Origin of the sequence: Afifella sp. JA880 (genome assembly GCF_025379905.1) — a bacterium.
In the GTDB taxonomy this organism is placed as follows: Bacteria; Pseudomonadota; Alphaproteobacteria; order Rhizobiales; family Afifellaceae; genus Afifella; species Afifella aestuarii.
In genome coordinates this window covers 233,215-251,780 of the sequence record NZ_JAOANH010000001.1, presented here as the reverse complement: position 1 = coordinate 251,780, position 18,566 = coordinate 233,215, and the positions used below count along the sequence as shown (strand labels likewise).

Here is an 18,566-nt window from a genome sequence, read left to right as displayed (position 1 = left end):
TCCAAACTCTGCAGGTCCATTTGCAAGGCAATCGCTTCTCGACAAGGCCGCATCGCATGGATGACATGCATTTTCGTCGGCAAAGCCACTTTGACCCGAAGACGCGCTTGCGCTCTTTTCGCTTGTCGAGGCGCGCCTTGCTCACATAAACGGGCACCACCGCAAGAGGGGGGAAGTTTTTTCGAATGTTCCGTAAGATATTGATCGCCAATCGCGGCGAGATCGCCTGCCGCATCATTCGTTCAGCCCAAAAGATGGGAATCGCCACTGTTGCGGTCTATTCGGAAGCGGACCGAAACGCGTTGCATGTGGAGATGGCGGACGAGAAAGTCGCGATCGGCCCGGCTCCCGCTTCTGAAAGCTACCTGAAGCCCGACAAGATCATCGAGGCTTGCCGCCAGACCGGCGCCGAAGCCGTTCATCCGGGCTACGGCTTCCTCTCAGAAAACGCGAACTTCGCGAAGGCTCTGGCAGAGGCCGGAATCGTCTTTATCGGCCCGCCGGTCGGCGCCATCGAAGCCATGGGCGACAAGATCACCTCCAAAAAGGTCGCCAAGGACGCGGGCGTAAGTGTGGTGCCCGGTCATATGGGCCTGATCGAAAGCGGCGATGAGGCCGTGCGCATCTCTGCCGAAATCGGCCTGCCGGTCATGTTGAAGGCATCCGCTGGCGGTGGCGGCAAAGGCATGCGCGTGGCCTGGAACGAGCAGGAAGTGCGCGAGGGTTTCGATCTCGCCCGCCGTGAAGCCAAGTCCTCCTTCGGCGATGAACGAATTTTCATCGAGAAGTTCGTCGAGCAGCCGCGTCACATCGAGATCCAGGTTCTGGCCGACAAGCACGGCAACGTGATCCATCTGGGCGAGCGCGAATGCTCCATCCAAAGGCGCAACCAGAAGGTGATCGAGGAGGCGCCGTCTTCGTTCCTTGATCCAGAGACGCGCGCCGCGATGGGGGCTCAGGCTTGCGCTCTCGCTGCCGCAGTCGGTTATGAGACCGCCGGCACCGTCGAGTTCATCGTCGACCGCGATCGCAATTTCTACTTCCTGGAAATGAACACCCGGCTGCAGGTGGAACACCCGGTGACAGAGCTCGTCACCGGTCTCGACCTGGTCGAATTGATGATTCGCATCGCTGACGGCGAAAAGCTCCCGATTGCGCAGGAAGACGTCGTCCTGAAGGGGTGGGCGATCGAAGCACGCCTCTACGCCGAGGACCCCTTCCGCGGGTTTCTCCCGTCGACAGGTCGCTTGCGTCGCTATCGCCCGCCCGAAGATGCCGCCCGCGAAGGCACCATCATCCGCAATGATACGGGGGTCGTCGAAGGTTCCGAGATCACCCTCTTTTACGATCCAATGATCGCAAAGCTCTGCACCTATGCAGAGGGCGAGGGCATGGCCGCACGCGAAAAGGCGATCGACGTCATGTCGGATGCGCTCGACGCGTTCACGATCACCGGCATTCGCAACAACATTGCCTTTTTAAGCGGTCTGATGGCGCATCCGCGCTTCCGCCGCGGCGATCTCTCCACCGCCTTCATCGCCGAAGAATACGGCAAGAGCTTCGAAGGTGCCGATGCGACCGACGAGGATCTGAGGATTCTCGCGGCCATCGCCACCTGCGTTCAATTGATCGAGCGCGTTCGGCTGGACGATCTTTCGGGGCGCTTGCGTCCTCATCCCGGCACCATTCGCCCCGATTGGGTGGTCCTGATCGACGGTGAGGCCGTCGACATCACCATCACATCGGGAATGCCTTCGATCCCGTTCGACGTCGAAATGATCGTCGACGGCATCGAGCATCGGGTGGTGACGGCCTGGAAGCCGGGCGATCTCCTTTGGCACGGCATCGTCGACGACAAGGAAGTGTTCGCCCAGATCGAACGTCGCGGTGCTGCCTTGCGTGTCGAGCGTCGTGGCGTCGCCCGGATGACGCAGCTCATCCGTCCCTCGGTCGGCGAGATCTATCGCCATATGCCGGAAAAGGCGGTGAGCGAGCTCGACAACCGCTTGGCGTGTCCCATGCCGGGGATCGTCGTGTCACTTCCGGTTGAGGAAGGACAAAAGGTCGAGGCCGGCGAGACTCTCGCCACCGTTGAAGCGATGAAGATGGAGAACGTCCTCCGGGCCGAGCGCGATGTCGTCATCAAGAAGATCTGCGCGGCTCCGGGCGACGTCGTGGCCTTCGATCAGGTGCTCATCGAGTTCGAATAAGCCGCCTGAATGATCACAACCGGGAGGGGGTTTCACGCGTCAGATTGCGCGCGATAAAATTGGGTGTGACAAAAAGGGGGATCTTTCTCCGATGTGGCTCCTGAAGAGCATCCTTCGACAATTCGTGCGCAATGGTCGGCTCACTCTGATCGACGCTGAAGGTCGCGAGCATCTTTTTGGCGGCAAGAAGCCCGGCCCGGTTGTGACCATGCGCCTGCATGATCCGAAGCTTCATTGGCAAATGGCGATCAATCCGGAGCTCGTTGCTCCGGAAGCCTATATGGACGGGACGCTGACATTTGAAAACGGCGCCACGGTCCATGACTTCTTGAGGCTCTTTTCGATCAATCAGGATTACCTCTCCGCCCATCCGGCGCAGACCGTCGTCAACACCGGTTATCGCGCTCTGAGACGCTGGCATCAGAACAACATGCCGGGCAGGTCGAAGCAGAACGCCAAGCATCATTACAACGTCAAAGAGGATGTCTACCGCCTCTTTCTTGACGACAGGATGCAGTATTCCTGCGCCTACTGGCGTGACCCGGATCATGAAACTCTGGAGGAGGCGCAACTCGCAAAGCTGCGCCATATCGGCGCGAAACTTCGGCTCCGACCCGGAATGAAAGTCCTGGAGATCGGGTCCGGATGGGGAGGTCTTGCGATCTTTCTGGCCGAAACCTTCGATGTCGAGGTCGTCGGTGTCAATCCGGCGACGGAACAGCTCGCGTCAGCCCGCCGATGGGTCGAAGAAAAAGGTCTGTCCGACCGCGTCAAATTCGTCGAGAAGGACTACCGTGAAATCGAAGGCGAATATGACCGCATCGTCTCGGTCGGAATGTTCGAGCATGTCGGCTATCGCTTCTACGATGCCTTCTTCCGAAAGGTTTTCAGCCTGTTGAAGCCCGACGGCTTCATGGTGCTGCACTCGATCGGCCGCATGTCACCGCCGGGAATCACAGGGCCATTCCTCAACAAGTACATCTTTCCCGGCGGCTATGTGCCGGCCATATCGGAGGTTTTCGCGGCGACGCAGCGCAACCGCCTATGGGTCTGCGATGCGGAGGTACTCCGCCTCCACTACGCCTATACGATCAGAGAATGGTACAATCGCTTCCAGACCAACCGCGACAAGGCGATCGAATTGATGGACGAGCGCTTCGTCCGGATGTGGGAATTCTATCTGGCGGCGGTGGAGCTCGGCTTCGTACACGGCTCCAACATGGTCTTCCAGCTTATCCTGTCCCGCCAGAGAGACGCCGTGCCGATTGTGCGGGACTGGATCCAGGAGACAGAGGAACACCTGCGCCACGGTTCCCTTTTGGTCGACGCAGCGCAATGACGTCAAAGGCACAGTGATCGTGGCAGATAAGACCGTTCGAGTTGTCATAAAAGGACGTGTCCAGGGCGTATCTTACCGGGCTTGGACCAAAGGCAAGGCGCGGGAGCTCGACCTTTCGGGCTGGGTGGCAAACCGGAGCGACGGGGCGGTGGAGGCTGTTTTCACCGGGGCAGTCGACAATGTGGACAAGATGCTCGTCGCGTTGCGCTCCGGACCGGCTCTGGCCTCGGTCGAGTCCGTCGAGGTGGTGGGCGGAGGGGGGCCTCAAAGCGGGCCCTTCCGCGTAGAGTATCTCACCCGTTAACATTGAGTTAATTTTGAATTAACATTTCAACTCGTCGTTTGGATAGGCTTGCGCCTGCAAGGCGAACGGGTTGGGGTGATGCCGTCTTCGAGAGGCTCAAGGCTGCGTTTGGCGCTTTTCTGCGGGTTCGCAATCGGTGCGGCCGCGGCATCCGGCGTGGCGTCCGGCAGACCTTTGGACGGCCGGAATACGATGCTTGCTGCGGACCATTCCAGCGACAGAGTGGCCAATGTGCGTCTGCATTTCATGCCTGAGGACGATCCTCGCGAGGGGCATGTGAAAGTCCTCCTGACACCCGAAAGCCGGCCTCTGAGCTTTTTCGAGGCTCGTCAGGCGGTTCAGCAGGCCTTTCTGGAGACGCTGAAGGAGCCGGGCTTGCCCGACAACCTGACCCGGGTTTCCGTAACGGTGCAACTCGCCCCTGCCGGCACCGAGCCGGAACAAAGCCGCACCTACCTCTACATTCGCAAGACGGCCAAGACCTGGACGGTGATGGCCGCGCCGTAGCTCGTGCTCGGGCGCGCTCTCACGGTTCGCGGGCGAGGGGGCCGAAGACGTCTTCAAAGGCAGCAATGAGAGCCCGATCCGCATCCGCCATATTCGCGGAGATGCCGAGATCTTTGAGGCTGGTGACGCCGTAGGCCGTGATTCCGCAAGGGACGATCCCGGAGAAATGCTCAAGATCGGGCGCCACATTGAGCGATATGCCGTGAAATGTGACCCAGCGGCGGACCCGCACGCCTAGAGCCGCAATTTTGTCTTCGGTCGGTGAACCGTCAAAGAGCGGCGGCTTATCCGGCCTTTGCACCCAGATTCCGACCCGCCCGTCGCGGCGCTCTCCGGTCACGCCGAAACGCGCCAGAGCCGAGATCAGCCAAGCCTCCAGGCAGCGCACATAGACGCGGATATCCTTCTGCCGCCTTTCCAGGTCGAGCATCACATAGGCGACCCGCTGGCCCGGCCCATGATACGTGTATTGCCCGCCTCTGCCGGTCTTGAAGACCGGAAAACGCTCAGGCGTCAGCAGGTCCTGAGCACGAGCGCTCGTTCCGGCGGTGTAAAGCGGGGGGTGTTCGAGAAGCCACAGGCATTCTGGAGCCTCGCCGGCACGAATCGCGGCAGCGCGCTCTTCCATGAAGGTCAGCGCGGCTTCGTAGGGAATCGGTCTGTTGGAAACCCGCAGCTCGACCGGCGCACCTGGATGATCGGGCCATAGACGTTCGGTTTGTCTCTCACCTCCGGCAAGAGATTGGACGCCCCGTACGGGGGCTTCAGGCAATAAGGTCATAGGGATCACATAATCCTCGGCGCAAACAAAGGCGAGAGGGGGCAAAGGCGAGGGGTGGCAAGGGCCCGAGGAGGCAAAGACGAGGGAGCGGCTGCGCCTCGTGCGCACGACACCTTTAAGCCCGTCCGACCGCGTCATTTTGGGAAAGCGCATCTTCTCGCGAGACTGGCCTTGTTTCGGGTCCGACCATTTGCTACATGACCGCGCGCTGGCTTGACCGGCGCAGGATTTCGCGGTCGTGGCGGAACTGGTAGACGCGCAGCGTTGAGGTCGCTGTGGGGCAACCCGTGGAGGTTCGAGTCCTCTCGACCGCACCAATTTAAAAAGGTGGCTTCGGCCACCTTTTTTATTGTCTGCAACATCGGCGTTTCTGGCCGGCGCCGCTGGACCCGGTCGAGCCGCAGCCCTAAAGACGTGCGATGCAGACAGACACGCTCCCACGCGAAGACGAAGAGACGACGCTTCCGCAAGTTCGCGACGAGGAAGGCTCGCTCAACGGTGCCTACCTGGCGGCGGTCTCGGAGGCGATCGAGACGAGCGACGCCGAGCGACTGCGCGTTCTGATCGGCGATCTCCACGAATCAGATCTCGGCGATGTTCTGCAGGCGATCAGCCGCGAAGAACGTGAGGCGCTGATCGCCCTCATGGGCGGCGATTTCGACTGGACGGCCCTGACCGAGGTCGACGAAACCGTCCGCGACGAGATTCTCGAAACGATCCCCAATACGGCCATCGCCGAGGCCGTCCGCGAACTCGATTCGGACGATGCGATCGGCATCCTCGAGGATCTGGCGGACGAGGATCGCGAGGAGATCCTGGCCGCGCTGCCGCTTGCGGAACGAATCAAGCTGGAGCGCAGCTTCGACTATCCGGAGGAATCGGCCGGTCGTCGAATGACGACGCGCTTCATTGCTGTTCCTCCCTTCTGGACCGTGGGGCAGACGATCGATTTTCTTCGGGAAGATGATCGGTTGCCCGACGATTTCACCGAAGTCTTCGTGGTCGATCCGCGGTTCTGTTTCCTTGGCACGGTGTCGCTGGACCGCCTGCTGCGTACGAAGCGGCCCGTGCGCATCGAAGAAATCATGGGCGAAGTCACCCATTCGGTCTCCGCGACCGACGACCAGGAAGAGGTCGCTCGTCTGTTCGAGCGCTACAACCTTCTCTCCGTCGGTGTCGTCGACGAAAGCGATCGGCTCGTTGGTGTGATCACCATTGACGATATCGTCGACGTCATCGAGGAAGAGGCCGACGAAGATATCAAGCGCCTCGCTGGTGTTGGCGACGAAGAGCTGACGGACACCTTCGTGAGCGCGGTTCGCTCTCGCTTCATTTGGCTGCTGCTCAACCTCGGCACGGCGCTGCTCGCATCGGCGGTCATCGGCCTGTTCGATGGCACCATCTCGCAGATGGTGGCCCTTGCCGTGCTCATGCCGATCGTTGCCTCGATGGGCGGAAATGCCGGCACTCAGACCATGACGGTGGCCGTCCGGGCTCTCGCGACACGTGACATCGAAACCATCAATCCGATACGCTTCATCACGAGGGAAGCCCTCGTCGGTCTCGCCAATGGCATGCTCTTCGCGATCATCATAGGCGTCGTGGCGGGCTTATGGTTCTCAAGCACCCAGCTGGGCGGGATTATTGCCGTCGCCATGATCATCAACATGGTGGCCGCGGGGCTCGCCGGCATTCTCATTCCGCTCGCTTTGGAAAAAGCCGGTGCCGACCCCGCGATTGCCTCTTCCGTCTTCGTTACGACCGTCACGGATGTGGTGGGCTTCTTCGCATTCTTGGGCCTTGCCGCCTGGTGGTTCGCCATTTCGTGACGGCGCCGACGTCACACAGAAAAAAGATTTCTCAGCGGCCGGGCTCCCAGGGTGCGTCATTAACGACCGATAAAGGCTAACCGTCCATGAAGGGCCGATCCTTGGGGACGGCTTACATGATGCGCGCATTTCCCGTTTCGTACCGCAGGCTGGCGCCTGTTTTTCTCGCAGGCCTCTTGCTCACCGGCTGCGGCGGAGCTGCTATCAAATACCTGCCGGATTCAGACCCGCATCCGGGCGTGGCACGCGCCCATGCCCTGCCTGTCCAGGGCATCGACATCTCCAAATATCAGGGTGATATCGACTGGAACCGGGTCCGCGCCGACGGCATTCGCTTCGCCTACATCAAGGTGTCGGAGGGCGGCGATCATGTCGACGAGAATTTCTACGACAATTGGGAAGCCGCAGCCCGTGCGGGCGTCCCGCGCGGCGCCTACCATTTCATGTATTGGTGCAGAACGGCGGCCGAACAGGCGTTGTGGTACCAGCTCGCCGTGCCGCAGGATAAGACCCAGCTTCCCCCGGTTCTCGACCTGGAATGGAATCATCAATCGCAGAGCTGCCCTCACAAAATCTCCAAGGAGGAGGCGCTCGCCAAGATCGATGTAATCCTGAAGGCGATGGAAGAGCACACCGGCAAGAAGCCGATCATCTACACCGACATCAACTTCCATAAGGACATTCTGGAAGGACGCTATAAGGATTACCCGTTCTGGCTGCGCAGCGTCGCGGCCGAGCCGAAGGAGCGCTTCAAGAATCGGCCGTTCCTGTTCTGGCAGTTTACGGCCACCGGTCGCGTCGACGGAATCAAGGGCGCTGTTGACCGCAACGCCTTCAACGGTGACGAAAAGACCTGGAGACGCTGGTTGAGAAGTCAGACCGGGCTTTGATCCGATGACGCTCAAAATCCGCAGATTGAAAGCCTCCGATCGTTCCGCCTGGGAGCCTCTGTGGCAAGCCTATCTCACCTTCTATGGTGTCGATCTCGCGCCGGAAGTGTGCGATGTGACGTGGCGTCGGCTGGTTCTGGAAAAGGGCGCGATGTTCGCGCTTGGCGCCTACGATGCCGACCGGCTTGTCGGTTTTGCCCATTGTCTCTTTCATCCGGCAACTTGGGCGAGCGCCGATCGGCTCTATCTCGAAGACCTCTTCGTGGCAGCGGACGCGCGCGGACTCGGTGCCGGCCGGGCTTTGATGGACGCCGTTTTCGCCGAAGCGGAAGCACAGAATGCCGACAAGGTTTACTGGCAGACAGAGGCTTCGAACCGACGCGCACGTGCCCTTTATGACCAAGTTGGAAAATTGACCGCCTATGTCAGATACGAACGTTGAGAAAGCTGCGGCCCCGAAGATCGAGGGGATCCTGGAAACTGCCGTCTATGTCGCGGATTTGGCGGCAGCCCATGCCTTCTACGGCGAAGCGCTCGGTTTGGAGCGGATGACCGGCACGTCGCGGATGATGACTTACGCGGCGGGACCATCAGAGGTTCTCCTCGTCTTTCATCGTGGCGATACGCTGGAAGACACCAAGACAGCGGGCGGAGTGATTCCGGGCCATCATTCTGAGGGCCCGGCGCATTTCGCCTTCCGCATCGCCACCGACAGCTACGGTCAGTGGAAGCGGCACCTGCAGGCGAACGACATCGCCATCCTTAGCGAAGTCAGCTGGCCGCGCGGCGGGCGCAGCCTCTATTTCCGTGATCCCGACGGCAACGTCGTTGAGCTCGCCACTCGCGGACTTTGGCCGAACTTCTGAAGTTGGCGGCCAGTCGGGCTCGCCGTAGCGCTTACAGCCACCGGCCGACGCGCGCTTTGTAGGCGAGATATTCGGCACCGAAAGCGTCTTCGAGGTGCTTCTCTTCAGGCTGTGCAGCGAGGCGATCCATCAGCACCAACGCGACCGGCGCGAGCAAAACCAGCCACCAATTGGCGAAGGCGAGTCCGAGCCCGACAACGAGCATGACGTTGCCGACATAAAACGGATTGCGGGAATATCGAAACGGTCCTTCGGTCACGAGAGCAGAGGCCGCCCGATCGGGCCGTAGTGTCGTCTGGTGCGGCCTGAACGTTCGATAGCCCCAAAGGTCGATCCCGAGAGCGGCAAGAACGATCAAGCCTCCGAGACCACGCAGGGCGCCGTCTGAATCGGGCCAGGGCAGGGGCGCGACATAGGCGAGAAGCAGCCCGAGAAACACTGAGCCCGCCACGATGATGGGTGGCCAGGGGACCGAGCTTGGCGCGGTCTGCGGATTTGAGCTGTTTTCCACGGTGCCTCCCGTCGAAGCTGTTGTGGTCGCCAATTAGATCTGGTGGTGCCTCAACACAGTCTCGCCGACAATTAGACTTGCGTTCTTTCCCGGCGCTCAAGGCGCGCGAAAAATCGGCGCATCCCTTGGTGAGGCCACCACAGGGCGCCCGGACGCCCCCCAGAAGAGGCCGAGCCTTTTCAATCCCCCAGACATTTCGAAGATCGCACCACGCCATGATTGACGGAACGCTGCGCGGCGACGCATCTTCCAGCATGCTCAAAATCTACGGCCGCCCCAATTCGATCAATGTCCAGAAAGTCGTTTTCTGCCTGGACGAGATCGGTCTCAGCTACGATCTCGTTTTGGCGGGACGTCAGCATGGACATGTCGACACCCCCGAATTCCGCAAAATGAATCCCAACGGCCTCGTCCCCGTTCTGGTGGATGATGATTTCGTCCTGTGGGAATCGAATGCGATCGTTCGCTATCTTTGCGCGCAGCACAGCGCGGGCGCGTTGTGGCCGAACGACCTCAGAGTTCGCGCCGATTCGGACCGTTGGATGGACTGGCAGACGACGACGTTCGGTCCGGCGATCGGCCCCGCATTCTACAATCTCGTTCGTCAGCCCGAGGACGCGCGTGACCATGCGGCGGTCTCGGCCAGCCAGAAGAAGGGCGAAGCCTGCGCCGCGATTCTCGAGAAATGGCTGGGCGACCGGCCATACGTCAGCGGGGAAACGTTCACCATGGGCGACATCGCCATAGGTGCGATCGTCCTGCGCTGGCTTAACCTGCCGCTCGAACGCACGCCGGCGCCGAACCTTGAGGCCTATTGCGCGCGGATCATGGAGCGTCCCGCAGCACGGAAGGCGCTTGTTCTGCCCTTGAGCTGAACTCGTGAAGCGTCCGGTCATGGGACGGAAAGTGTAGGCCGACCTTGTTTTTAGATATTCGCGGCCTCCTGCGTTTGGAGCGATGGCGCCTCCGCCTGCAGAATATTTTGACGAGCTTCTGGTTCATCCCGCTCGTCATTGGTGCAGCCGGATGGATCGCTGCTCTGATTTCGCTTGAGCTCGATCAGTGGCGCGCGCTGCAGAAACTGCTCGGGAATCACTTTTTCCGCGAGATCCAGCCGGATACGGCCCGCGCGATTTTGAGCACGATCGCAGCGGCGACGATCTCTGCGACCTCGATCGTGTATTCGCTGTCTCTCCTGATCCGAAACCTGGCGGCGACGTCGCTTGGGCCACGCCTCGTTCAGGACTTGCGGCAGGATCGGCTGACGCGCCTGACGCTCGGGATGCAGCTCGCGGTTTTCACATACAGTCTGACGATCCTTTACTACGTTGGCACCTTCATCGAGACCCGCACCATCTCGATCGGCCTTGCCATTCTGCTCGTCATCGTGGCGCTGTCGTTTCTCGTCGTCTTCGTCAATCACATCACCGATCAGGTCAGCGTCGATCACATTGTGGCGCGCGTCGCCGGCAATCTGCAGGACGCTCTCCAGTCCCACCTGAAGGAAGATAAGTCGATCGCGGGTCTCGCCTTGCCGGCGCCGAAGCCGGCCAGAGGAGCCATCATTTTTGCCGATGCCGAGGGGTATGTGTCCTCGATCAGCTACGAGGCTATCGTCGACGCCGCTGACGACAGTATTCGCGTGATCGAAATGCTGGTTCAGCCCGGCGACTTCGTCATTAAACGCAAGCCTCTGGCGCGCATCGATTGCGAAGAAATGCCTGACGGCTTTGCCGGTCTCGTACGTGACGCGGTCATTCTCGGTTCGGCGCGAACCTACTTTCAGGATCTGCCCGCACGTTTCAGGCTTCTGGTCGAGATCGCGCTGCGGGCTCTGTCGCCCGGCGTCAACGATGTCTTTACGGCAGTCGCCTGCGCCAACCATCTCGCGGCGTCGCTCGCCTTGCTCGACGGACGCGACCTCACTCCGGCAATTCGGTGGAACGAGAAGCGCGACGTGATGCTGGTGCCGCAGCCCATGCATTTTGAGGAGGTCGTGGGCTCCGTCATCAACCCGCTCCGTCAGGCGGGGAAGGAAGTCTTCGTGATGAACGAAGCGCTTTTGCGCACCTTGGGCGATCTCGCGGCGGCTTCCATCAAACCCGGATTGCGTGAAATCTATGAACACCATGCGCACCTCGTCGCCGAGAGCGCCCTTATGACCGATCTGCAGGACGAAGAACGCTCCATCATTCATGGGCTGCTTCGGCGCGTCGAGGAGCGGGGCGCCGAAGGCAAAAAGATTGAACGTGAATTGAAGAGCCGGCGCGCCGCGCGGCAGAGCTGATCGCCGAGCTCCCTTGCTGGCTTGAAGCCTGGCCGAGACGCGCCAGGTTGGGCTTCGAGAGACAAAGGAGCACAATATGACACTCACCGTCACGGCGAATGGCGCCGAGATTCCGGCGCTCGGTTTTGGAACCTGGCGGCTGCGGGACGATGTCTGCCGCCACATGGTGGAGGTCGCGCTCGACGCCGGATATCGACACATCGACACTGCGGAAGCCTACGACAACGAGGAAGCCGTCGGCGACGCTCTCGCAAACCATGTCACGCCGCGCGACGACATCTTCGTGACAACGAAGGTATGGCACGAGAATCTTCGCGACGGGGATTTCCAGAAATCTGTCGAGGGAAGCCTGAAGCGTCTTCAGATCGACCAGGCCGATCTCGTGCTGATCCATTGGCCGAGCCCGTCGATCCCGTTCGACGAACAGATCCAAAGCCTGTGCAAGGCGAAGAAGCAGGGGCTGACCAAACACATCGGCGTGTCGAATTTTCCGGCCGCCCTCATCGAAGCCGCGATGCGCCACGCCGATGAGCCGATCGTCGCAAACCAGGTCGAGTATCACCCCTATCTCGATCAAAGCATCGTTCATGCGGCCTGCCGCAAACACGGCCTAGCTCTGACGTCTTACGCGCCAATCGCCCGCGGCGCGGTCTTGGATGAAGAGGTCGTGCGGGAGATCGCCGAAGAGAAAGAGCGGACACCCGCCCAGGTCATCCTGCGTTGGCATATCCAGCAGGAGGGGGTGGTCGCGATACCGCGCTCTTCGAAGGCAGAACGAGTAAACGAAAACAATGATATATTTGATTTTGCTCTGACCCCAGATGAAATGGGCCGGATCTCGGCGCTGGCGCGTCCGGATGGCCGCACCATCGACCCGGATTGGGCACCTGACTGGGACGAGGCGGCCTGAGGCTTCGCATGACGGCACCCGCCGTCTGCGCCTTCCCGTGATATGAGCCATCATCTTCGGCCAGTCCGGAGATGATTCGTCGATCGGGCAGGAGCCGATGTTCTTCATAATCTCAAAGGTTGCGGGCTTTTTTCTCGCTCCCTCGAATGCGCTCGTCATTCTGACGATCTTCGGCGTCGTGGTTCAGATGCTGTGGTCGTTTCGCGTCGGCGCTGTCGTGGCGGCGGTAGGGCTCGTCGGCATTCTGGCCTGCGGACTTGGCCCCGTGGCCAACTGGTTGATCCTTCCTCTGGAGAACCGCTTCGAGCAGCCCGCATCGGACAACGCCGCCCCCGACGGCATCATAGTCTTAGGCGGCGCTCTCTCTGATCGGGTAAGCGGCGAGCGCGACGCCGGGCTTGAGCTGACCGAAGCGGGGGACCGCATTCTCGCTCTCTTGCGCCTTGCGCGGGCTTATCCGCAGGCCCGCATCGTCTTCACAGGAGGCAGCAGTGCACTGACCGGCGGGGGCAGGAAGACGGAGGGCGAACTCGTCGGAGAGGCCATTGAGCGTTTCGGGCTCTCGCCGGAGCGCGTGACGATCGAATCCAACTCCCGCAATACGGCGGAAAACGCCAGCTTCTCGAAGGAAATTGCCAAACCGCGAGCGGATGAAACCTGGTGGCTGGTGACGTCGGCCTTTCATATGCCGCGGGCTGTCGGCGTGTTTCGCGCCGCAGGCTTCCCGGTCACGGCCTATCCGGTGGATTTCCGGGCTGCGCCTGATGACTGGATGCGCCCGTTCGCCACCGTCAGCGACGGACTTCGGCGCACCGATGTCGCGTTCCGCGAATGGGTCGGGCTGCTTGCTTATTACTGGACCGGACGCATCGACACGCTCTTTCCCGGCCCGTAGCGATCGACGTTGCAAGCGTCCTAAAGGATCGTCTGCGAGGCTGGCTGCGTTAAGAACCTCGTTAAAAGCGGGAAGGTCTTGCCCTTGGACGAACTGATGGACGGAAATGTCGCCGCCTTGCTCGGCGACGCGGAGACGGGCCTGTTGGCTTTCGTCGAAATGCTCATGCGTCCTTGGATGTTGATCCAGGTCGCCATCATCATCGCCGCAGTCCTTCTGAGTGTTGTTATCGGGCGCTTTGCTGAAGCACGCCTCGAACCGCGGGTGAGGGCGATCCGGGGACAGCCTCGTCTTCTCCGATTCCTCGCACTCCTGCTGCGACGAACCAACTGGATCGTGCTTTCCGTCGTCTTGCTGGCCGTCCTCACGGTCATGCGAACGGTGACCTGGCCGAGCCGCACCTACCTGTTGGCAATTGCGACGTCTCTCGTCGCCGCCTGGGTGCTGATCTCCGTCGTCTCGAAACTCATTCGCAATCGAGCGGTCAGCCGCATGATCGCCGTGCTGGCCTGGGCTTTCGTGGCGCTGCGCATCACAGGTCTCCTCGACGAGGCGACCGCATTGCTCGATGCCGCTGCGCTCCAAATCGGGTCCTTCCGCCTGTCACTGCTCTTTCTGCTCCAGGCGATCCTCCTTTTGAGCGGGCTCTTATGGCTCGCCGTCACCTTCGGCAATTTCGTAGAGCAGCGGCTCGAACGCGCCAGCGATCTGACGCCCACGATCCGCGTGCTTCTCGGAAAAGTCGTCAAATTCGCGCTCATCGTCGCGGCGGCGGCAACCGCTCTCTCGGCCGTCGGTGTGGACCTCACCGCGCTCACCGTCTTCTCCGGCGCGGTCGGCGTCGGCATCGGCTTCGGCCTCCAGAAGGTCGTGTCGAACTTTATCAGCGGCATGATCATCCTTCTCGACAAGTCGATCAAACCGGGAGACACGATTTCACTCGGCGAGACGTTTGGCTGGATCCGCGAGCTGCGTGCCCGTTTCGTCTCCGTCGTCACCCGTGATGGCAAGGAATTCCTCATTCCGAACGAGGATTTCATCACCCAGCAGGTGGTGAACTGGTCCTTCACCGACACCTTGATTCGCCTCGACGTACATTTCGGCGTCGCATACACGTCCGATCCGCACCAGGTGAGCCGGCTTGCGATCGACGCGGCGAAATCTGTCGAGCGGGTTCATCAGGCACCTCCGCCGGTCTGCTGGATGACCGGCTTCGGCGAATCCTCGATCGATTTCATTCTTCGCTTCTGGATCCGCGATCCCCAGAACGGTCTCACCAATGTGCGCGGCAAGGTGCTTCTAGCCTGCTGGGACGCCTTCAAGGAGGCGGATGTCTCCATCCCATTCCCGCATCGGCAAGTCATCTTGAGCGAGCCAGTCGAAGTGCGCGTTTCGCGGCCCCCGAGCGCAGAGGCCTCGTCGAAAGACAAAGCGAGATCGAACCGGGCGAAGGGTGGCTCGCGGCTCCATGCCGACCCGAAGGCGCCACTCTAAACATGTTAACTTTCAGGGGCTTATAGGGAGAAAGAAGCCCAGCGTCTTATGTATGGCTGCTATGTGGATGACGCAGCCGTTAACCTCTATTAAGACTTGCTTTCTCTCCCGCTCATCGCCACATTCCCGCCGCTGATCGGCCCAAGGCCATCAGCCTCTCGGTCACCCTCGAGCGCCCCTGCAGCGTGGCCTGCGCAGGGGCGGACCGGCGGGAACGAAGGATGAAGTGGACCGCCCAACTTTTCTAGCCGCGAATGCTTTTTCATCGGCGCAGGCCTCGCGTAAGCCGTGGATGCGTTGATATTTGGCGACGGCGGGCAAGGTGGATGCCGAACGCGATTGAGGCAAAAAGGTGGCAAATTTGAGCCATCTTCAGCTTGAAGTCAGCTTTGGCAAATTGTAACGGTTTTCGGTGTCGGGAGGGTCCAAGGACTCCCTCCTCACCAGGGGACAAAGGGGAATTTGATGCCCGATTTGAACGAGCCGTCCTGCTGGCGGGCGGCGGCGATTACCTTTGCAGTCTGTGCAGGACTGCTGCTGGTGATCTCGCTGGTGGTCAGTGGCGGAGCGACTACGGTGGCGGTCAGCTGACCGCATTCATCCTAGGAAATCGCGCAGTACGCGGGGCCGAAAGGTCCCGCGTTTTTTATTGCCCTTAGCCGCGCCGGCTCTCCCACGCCGAAGCGTTTGCATTTCTTCCTGAAGACTGCCTAGCTAAAGGGGCGGAGAAACAGGAGAAACCCATGCCGCAGCAAATCGTCAAAGGCTACCGTCAGCTCATCGACGAGGCCGAGGCGACAATCGAAACCGTGAGCGCCGATGAGGCGTTCCGGCGGCACGACCAGGCCGAAGCCGTCCTCGTTGATCTGCGCGATATCCGAGAACTGCAGCGCGAGGGAAGGATCCCAGGCGCCATCCATTGCCCGCGAGGCATGCTTGAATTCTGGATTGATCCGGCGAGCCCCTACCATAAGCCGGTCTTTGCCGAAGACCGCCCATTCATTTTCTTCTGCGCGGCAGGCTGGCGCTCGGCGCTGGCTGCTGGCCGCGCCGCCGAGATGGGCTTGAAGCCCGTCGCACATATCGAGGGTGGCTTCGGGGCGTGGAAGAAGGCCGGACTGCGTGTTGAATCGCCAGCTGAAGACGCAAGCCCAAGCCCGAAGAAGTGAACTGAAACAGCCTCGTCCGGCGTAACGTCCCACCCGCAATCTCCGCCGGCAAAGGATTCTGGCGTCGACGGGAAACCGAGAGCCTCCTTCCGTGTTGGTAAGACATCAACCATCCCGGAGGAGAGAATTTGGTCGCCACAATCACTGGCATCGCCATCGCATTGCTGGGCGCTGCCCTTGCCGTCGGGGGCATCTGGCTCGCAGCCCTCGGTGGCTCCTGGTATTACATTCTTGCCGCTGTCGGCTTTCTGGCCACCGGCATCCTTTTGTTCATGCATCGCGCGGCCGCGCTTTACGTCTACGCTGCCGTCGTCCTCGGCACGCTCGTTTGGGCGATCTGGGAGGCGGGCTTCGATTGGTGGCAACTGGCTCCGCGCGGCGACATCGTCGTCCTCATCGGTATCTGGCTGCTTCTGCCTTTCGTAACGCGCTCATTGAAGCGCGATTTTTTTGACCCGCGGCCTGCAGCCTGGCGCGGGGCGGGGATCCCGCTCGGCGTCTCGCTGGTTCTTGCCGTGGGCGTCGCCATCTATGCGCTCGCAACGCCGTCCGCCGATCTCCAGGGACAGCTTCCGGCGGCGCGAATGGCCGACGCGGAGACCGGGCCGTCGGGCGAGGCCGCAGATGTGCCGGCGGCGGATTGGCCTGCCTATGGGCGCACCGAGTTCGGCCAGAAATATTCCCCGCTCGACCAGATTCATGCCGGCAATGTCGACCATCTCAAGGTCGCCTGGCAGTATCATACCGGCGACACGAGGCGGCCGGGCGATCCGAAGGAAACCACCTACGAGGTCACGCCGCTCAAGATTGGCAACACGCTCTACCTCTGCACGCCGCACAATCTGGCGATCGCTCTCGACGCCGCGACCGGCGAGGAAAAATGGCGCTTTGATCCGGAGGTCGGGACCGAAGCTAGCCGGCAGCATCAGACCTGCCGCGGCGTATCCTATTACCAATCGCTCGAAGGATCTGACAGCGCCACCGCAACCGAGTGTCCGACGCGGATCTATCTGCCGACATCCGATGCCCGCCTGATCGCTCTCAATGCGGAAACGGGCGAGGTGTGTCGCAGTTTTGGCGAGAACGGCCATGTCAATCTCTGGGCGAACATGCCGAACCTCCAGGAGGGGTTCTATTATTCGACTTCCGCGCCGGTGATTGCGCGCGGTCTCGTCGTCGTGGGCGGCTCGGTCAACGACAACGTCTCGACGACAGAACCTTCGGGCGTCATCCGCGCCTACGATATCGACACGGGTGATCTTCTTTGGAACTGGGATTCCGGCCGGCCGGACGAAACGACGCCGATCTCTGACGGCGAGACCTATACGGCCAACTCGCCCAATTCGTGGACGACCATGAGTGCCGATCCGGAACTCGGCCTCCTCTACGTGCCGCTCGGCAATGCGCCACCCGACCAATGGGGCGGCAACCGCACCCCGGAAACCGAGCGCTTCTCTTCCTCGATCGTGGCGCTCGATCTCGTCACCGGCGAACTTCGCTGGGTGTTTCAAACCGTGCACCACGATCTGTGGGACATGGATGTACCGTCACAACCGAGCCTGATCGACCTTCAGATCGATGGGAACACGGTTCCAGCCGTCGTTCAGGCGACGAAACAGGGTGACATCTATGTGCTCGACAGGCGGACGGGCGATCCCATTCTCCCGGTCACCGAAGAGCCCGCACCGCAAGGTGCGGCCAAGGGAGATCACGCGGCCAAGACGCAGCCCACATCGGCACTTTCGCTGAAGCCGCCGCGGCTCACCGAGCACGACATGTGGGGTGCGACCATGTTCGACCAGCTCGTTTGCCGTGTCGAATTCCACCAGTATCGCTGGGAAGGCCGCTTCACACCGCCCTCGACAGAAGGCAGTCTCGTCCATCCGGGCAATTTCGGCGTCTTCAACTGGGGCGGCGTCGCCGTCGACCCGGTCCGCCAGATCGTCTTCGGTACGCCGTCCTATCTCGCTTTCGTCTCCAAGCTCATCCCTCGGGAAAATCCGGAGAAGAATTACGTTTCGGAGGGCAAACCCGGCCTCAACGAGAATTACGGGGCCCCGTTCGCAGTGAGCCTGAAGCCTTTCACCTCGCCGATCGGGCTTCCTTGTCAGGCTCCGCCCTGGGGCTACGTCGCGGGTGCGGACCTCACCACGGGCAAGGTGGCCTACATGCACCGAAACGGGACCGTGCGTGATCGCTCGCCCATCCCGCTGCCGTTCAAGATGGGTGTGCCGGACCTCGGCGGCCCGATCCTGACGGCCGGCAATCTCGCCTTCATGAGCGGCTCGCTCGATTATTACGTTCGCGCCTTTGATGCGACGACCGGCGAGCAACTCTGGCGAGATCGCCTGCCCGCCGGCGGCCAGGCGACCCCGATGACCTATGCCGTTGACGGCAAACAATATCTCCTGGTCGTCGCCGGCGGTCACGGATCCCTCGGCACGAAAACGGGTGACTCGATCGTCGCCTATGCGTTGCCGTCGACCTGATCTCGTCCCCGGCGCGGGACGAGCTTGAGAAAAGGAGAGGGCGGTGCATGGCAGCTTCCGCCCCCTTCCTTCTTGATCCAAACGC

At 61.1% G+C, this 18,566-nt stretch carries 18 protein-coding genes and 1 tRNA gene; 17 read left to right on the top strand and 2 right to left on the bottom strand.

The window, feature by feature from the left end; translation table 11 throughout:
• Positions 1–185 precede the first annotated feature (185 nt).
• From NYQ83_RS01255 to NYQ83_RS01240, 4 genes are all read left to right on the top strand, one after another.
• Positions 186–2,210 (top strand): acetyl/propionyl/methylcrotonyl-CoA carboxylase subunit alpha, encoded by a 2,025-nt coding sequence (locus NYQ83_RS01255; protein ID WP_128294055.1) that lies wholly within the window; start codon positions 186–188, stop codon positions 2,208–2,210.
• Between the two features lie 91 nt (positions 2,211–2,301).
• A complete protein-coding gene (locus NYQ83_RS01250; protein ID WP_261211621.1) occupies positions 2,302–3,549 on the top strand; it encodes an SAM-dependent methyltransferase in 1,248 nt (415 codons plus the stop codon).
• 13 nt (positions 3,550–3,562) lie between these two features.
• Positions 3,563–3,853, top strand: coding sequence for an acylphosphatase (locus NYQ83_RS01245; RefSeq protein ID WP_128294057.1), 291 nt, complete (start codon positions 3,563–3,565; stop codon positions 3,851–3,853).
• Between the two features lie 192 nt (positions 3,854–4,045).
• Complete coding sequence (locus NYQ83_RS01240; protein WP_128294058.1) at positions 4,046–4,360, top strand: hypothetical protein; 315 nt, start codon at positions 4,046–4,048, stop codon at positions 4,358–4,360.
• A gap of 19 nt (positions 4,361–4,379) precedes the next feature.
• On the opposite strand, the gene lipB is transcribed toward NYQ83_RS01240, so the two are convergent.
• A complete protein-coding gene (gene lipB, locus NYQ83_RS01235; RefSeq protein ID WP_261211617.1) occupies positions 4,380–5,141 on the bottom strand; it encodes a lipoyl(octanoyl) transferase LipB in 762 nt (253 codons plus the stop codon).
• 232 nt (positions 5,142–5,373) lie between these two features.
• Between lipB and NYQ83_RS01230 the strand changes: the two genes are divergently transcribed.
• The 5 genes from NYQ83_RS01230 (at position 5,374) to NYQ83_RS01210 (ending at position 8,726) form a co-directional block, all read left to right on the top strand.
• Positions 5,374–5,458: transfer RNA gene (locus NYQ83_RS01230), tRNA-Leu, on the top strand.
• Between the two features lie 102 nt (positions 5,459–5,560).
• Positions 5,561–6,970 (top strand): magnesium transporter, encoded by a 1,410-nt coding sequence (gene mgtE, locus NYQ83_RS01225; protein ID WP_261211615.1) that lies wholly within the window; start codon positions 5,561–5,563, stop codon positions 6,968–6,970.
• Between the two features lie 116 nt (positions 6,971–7,086).
• Positions 7,087–7,860, top strand: a complete 774-nt coding sequence (locus NYQ83_RS01220; protein ID WP_246008581.1) for a glycoside hydrolase family 25 protein — start codon at positions 7,087–7,089, stop codon at positions 7,858–7,860.
• 4 nt (positions 7,861–7,864) lie between these two features.
• Positions 7,865–8,302, top strand: a complete 438-nt coding sequence (locus NYQ83_RS01215) for a GNAT family N-acetyltransferase (protein ID WP_261211602.1) — start codon at positions 7,865–7,867, stop codon at positions 8,300–8,302.
• A complete protein-coding gene (locus NYQ83_RS01210; RefSeq protein WP_261211600.1) occupies positions 8,283–8,726 on the top strand; it encodes a VOC family protein in 444 nt (147 codons plus the stop codon). Before NYQ83_RS01215 ends, NYQ83_RS01210 begins: the two co-directional genes overlap by 20 nt.
• Before the next feature lie 31 nt (positions 8,727–8,757).
• Here NYQ83_RS01210 and NYQ83_RS01205 read toward each other — a convergent pair whose 3' ends face one another.
• Complete coding sequence (locus NYQ83_RS01205) at positions 8,758–9,237, bottom strand: methyltransferase family protein (protein WP_261211598.1); 480 nt, start codon at positions 9,235–9,237, stop codon at positions 8,758–8,760.
• Between the two features lie 215 nt (positions 9,238–9,452).
• Here NYQ83_RS01205 and NYQ83_RS01200 point away from each other — a divergent pair, with 215 nt between their 5' ends.
• The 8 genes from NYQ83_RS01200 (at position 9,453) to NYQ83_RS01165 (ending at position 18,481) form a co-directional block, all read left to right on the top strand.
• Positions 9,453–10,112: a glutathione S-transferase family protein gene (locus tag NYQ83_RS01200; RefSeq protein WP_261211596.1), complete on the top strand. Its 660-nt coding sequence runs from the start codon at positions 9,453–9,455 to the stop codon at positions 10,110–10,112.
• Between the two features lie 107 nt (positions 10,113–10,219).
• Complete coding sequence (locus NYQ83_RS01195) at positions 10,220–11,524, top strand: DUF2254 domain-containing protein (RefSeq protein WP_261211594.1); 1,305 nt, start codon at positions 10,220–10,222, stop codon at positions 11,522–11,524.
• A gap of 76 nt (positions 11,525–11,600) precedes the next feature.
• Positions 11,601–12,434, top strand: a complete 834-nt coding sequence (locus tag NYQ83_RS01190; RefSeq protein ID WP_261211593.1) for an aldo/keto reductase — start codon at positions 11,601–11,603, stop codon at positions 12,432–12,434.
• Between the two features lie 97 nt (positions 12,435–12,531).
• Positions 12,532–13,329 carry a YdcF family protein gene (locus NYQ83_RS01185; RefSeq protein ID WP_261211583.1) on the top strand — a complete coding sequence of 266 codons (798 nt, stop codon included), beginning with the start codon at positions 12,532–12,534 and terminating at the stop codon, positions 13,327–13,329.
• Positions 13,330–13,488: 159 nt separating this feature from the next.
• The gene (locus NYQ83_RS01180) at positions 13,489–14,823 is read left to right on the top strand and encodes a mechanosensitive ion channel family protein (protein ID WP_409976971.1); all 1,335 of its coding nucleotides are present in this window, start codon (positions 13,489–13,491) and stop codon (positions 14,821–14,823) included.
• A 465-nt stretch (positions 14,824–15,288) separates the two neighbouring features.
• Entirely contained in the window at positions 15,289–15,414 is a 126-nt protein-coding gene (locus tag NYQ83_RS01175; protein WP_261211581.1) for a hypothetical protein, read from the top strand.
• Positions 15,415–15,566: 152 nt separating this feature from the next.
• Positions 15,567–15,992, top strand: coding sequence for a rhodanese-like domain-containing protein (locus NYQ83_RS01170; RefSeq protein WP_128294068.1), 426 nt, complete (start codon positions 15,567–15,569; stop codon positions 15,990–15,992).
• Positions 15,993–16,120: 128 nt separating this feature from the next.
• Positions 16,121–18,481, top strand: a complete 2,361-nt coding sequence (locus NYQ83_RS01165; RefSeq protein WP_261211580.1) for a glucose/quinate/shikimate family membrane-bound PQQ-dependent dehydrogenase — start codon at positions 16,121–16,123, stop codon at positions 18,479–18,481.
• Positions 18,482–18,566: the final 85 nt, after the last annotated feature.

What these genes read in the sequence shown, in the direction of transcription:
- NYQ83_RS01255 (WP_128294055.1), top strand. Translation starts at nt 186, where the DNA reads ATGTTCCGTAAGATATTGATCGCCAATCGCGGCGAGATCGCCTGCCGC.
- NYQ83_RS01250 (WP_261211621.1), top strand. Translation starts at nt 2,302, where the DNA reads ATGTGGCTCCTGAAGAGCATCCTTCGACAATTCGTGCGCAATGGTCGG.
- NYQ83_RS01240 (WP_128294058.1), top strand. Translation starts at nt 4,046, where the DNA reads ATGCTTGCTGCGGACCATTCCAGCGACAGAGTGGCCAATGTGCGTCTG.
- lipB (WP_261211617.1), bottom strand. Translation starts at nt 5,141, where the DNA reads ATGACCTTATTGCCTGAAGCCCCCGTACGGGGCGTCCAATCTCTTGCC.
- mgtE (WP_261211615.1), top strand. Translation starts at nt 5,561, where the DNA reads ATGCAGACAGACACGCTCCCACGCGAAGACGAAGAGACGACGCTTCCG.
- NYQ83_RS01220 (WP_246008581.1), top strand. Translation starts at nt 7,087, where the DNA reads ATGATGCGCGCATTTCCCGTTTCGTACCGCAGGCTGGCGCCTGTTTTT.
- NYQ83_RS01215 (WP_261211602.1), top strand. Translation starts at nt 7,865, where the DNA reads ATGACGCTCAAAATCCGCAGATTGAAAGCCTCCGATCGTTCCGCCTGG.
- NYQ83_RS01210 (WP_261211600.1), top strand. Translation starts at nt 8,283, where the DNA reads ATGTCAGATACGAACGTTGAGAAAGCTGCGGCCCCGAAGATCGAGGGG.
- NYQ83_RS01200 (WP_261211596.1), top strand. Translation starts at nt 9,453, where the DNA reads ATGATTGACGGAACGCTGCGCGGCGACGCATCTTCCAGCATGCTCAAA.
- NYQ83_RS01190 (WP_261211593.1), top strand. Translation starts at nt 11,601, where the DNA reads ATGACACTCACCGTCACGGCGAATGGCGCCGAGATTCCGGCGCTCGGT.
- NYQ83_RS01185 (WP_261211583.1), top strand. Translation starts at nt 12,532, where the DNA reads ATGTTCTTCATAATCTCAAAGGTTGCGGGCTTTTTTCTCGCTCCCTCG.
- NYQ83_RS01180 (WP_409976971.1), top strand. Translation starts at nt 13,489, where the DNA reads ATGCTCATGCGTCCTTGGATGTTGATCCAGGTCGCCATCATCATCGCC.
- NYQ83_RS01175 (WP_261211581.1), top strand. Translation starts at nt 15,289, where the DNA reads ATGCCCGATTTGAACGAGCCGTCCTGCTGGCGGGCGGCGGCGATTACC.
- NYQ83_RS01170 (WP_128294068.1), top strand. Translation starts at nt 15,567, where the DNA reads ATGCCGCAGCAAATCGTCAAAGGCTACCGTCAGCTCATCGACGAGGCC.